The sequence below is a fragment of the Allobosea sp. P1_B10 genome, from assembly GCF_056406735.1.
In genome coordinates, this window is record NZ_JBFTZP010000037.1 from 1 (window position 1) to 1,284 (window position 1,284).

The 1,284-nt window shown below is 62.5% G+C and carries 1 protein-coding gene; it reads right to left on the bottom strand.

Annotated features, from left to right (window positions below; genetic code table 11):
• Positions 1-76: 76 nt before the first annotated feature.
• Positions 77-1,215 (bottom strand): IS3 family transposase gene (locus AC1D2L_RS25765; protein WP_476848741.1). Its coding sequence is split into 2 segments (ribosomal slippage): positions 77-957 and positions 957-1,215, totalling 1,140 coding nucleotides; the frame shifts between segments, so codons are not numbered across the junction.
• Positions 1,216-1,284: the final 69 nt, after the last annotated feature.

Genomic DNA, 1,284 nt, shown 5'->3' on the forward strand with positions numbered 1-1,284 from the left:
AGAGCTGGCTCGGTTAGAGCTGGCTCGGTTTGTCTGAACAGTTTGCGGGCTGTGGTTAGGTGGATTTCGGCCCTTGTTATGCTGCAACCGGGATTGGCTGCAGCGGGTTGAAGTAGACCTGATCGGGCGTCTGCCGTGCCAGGCTCTGATGAGGTCTCCTGCCGTTGTAGAAGGCGAGATACCGGCCGATCGAGGCGCGCGCGTCGGACACGCTGGCGTAGGCTCGCAGGTAGACCTCCTCGTATTTGACGGATTTCCAGATGCGCTCGACGAAGACGTTGTCGCGCCAGGCGCCCTTGCCGTCCATGCTGATCTGGATGCCGGCGCCGATCAGCAGGGCGGTGAACTCGCGGCTGGTGAACTGCGAGCCCTGGTCCGTATTGAAGATCTCGGGCTTGCCGAAGCGCATCAGCGCCTCCTCGACGGCCTCGATGCAGAAGGCGACGTCCATCGTGATCGAGAGCCGCCAGGCCAGCACCTTGCGGCTGAACCAGTCGACGACGGCCGTCAGATACACGAAGCCCCGCGCCATCGGGATGTAGGTGATGTCCATCGCCCAGGCCTGATTGGGCCGCGTCACCGGCAGCTTGCGCAGCAGATAGGGGAAGATCTTGTGCCCCGGTGCTGGCTTGGAGGTGTTCGGCCGGCGATAAAGCGCCTTGATCCCCATGCGCTTCATCAGCGTGGCAACGTGAAGACGCCCAGCCGTATGGCCATCGGCCTCGAGAAGCCCCTGCAACATGCGGCTGCCAGCGAAGGGGTATTCCAGATGCAGCGCATCGATCGCGCGCATCAACGCCAGGTCGGTGGCAGGAACCGCGCGGGGCAGATAATAGACGCTGCCCCGGCTGATCCCGAGCGCCTTCGCCTGCCGGTTCAGTGGCAGATCGTGCGCGCGGTCGATCATCGCTTTGCGCTCAGAAGGCCGGCCTTGCCGAGCGCGCCGGACAAAAAATCGTTCTCCAGAGCCAGCTCCCCGATCTTCGCATGCAGCGTCTTCACGTCGATCGTTGGTGCGTTGGACACGGACTTCGCTTCGGAGCCAAAGACACCGGCAGCCCCTTCAAGGAGTTGGCTGCGCCATTGCGTGATCTGGTTGGGGTGGACGTCGAACTGCTGAGCCAATTCGGCCAGCGTCTTCTCGCCCTTGATCGCCGCCAAAGCGACCTTCGCTTTGAAAACCGGGCTGTGGTTCCGGCGCACGCGTCTCGTCATATCCGCTCCTGTTCACGACAATCATGCCGCGTTCAGGCCGAAAATCCACCTACCCACGATGTCCAGTTT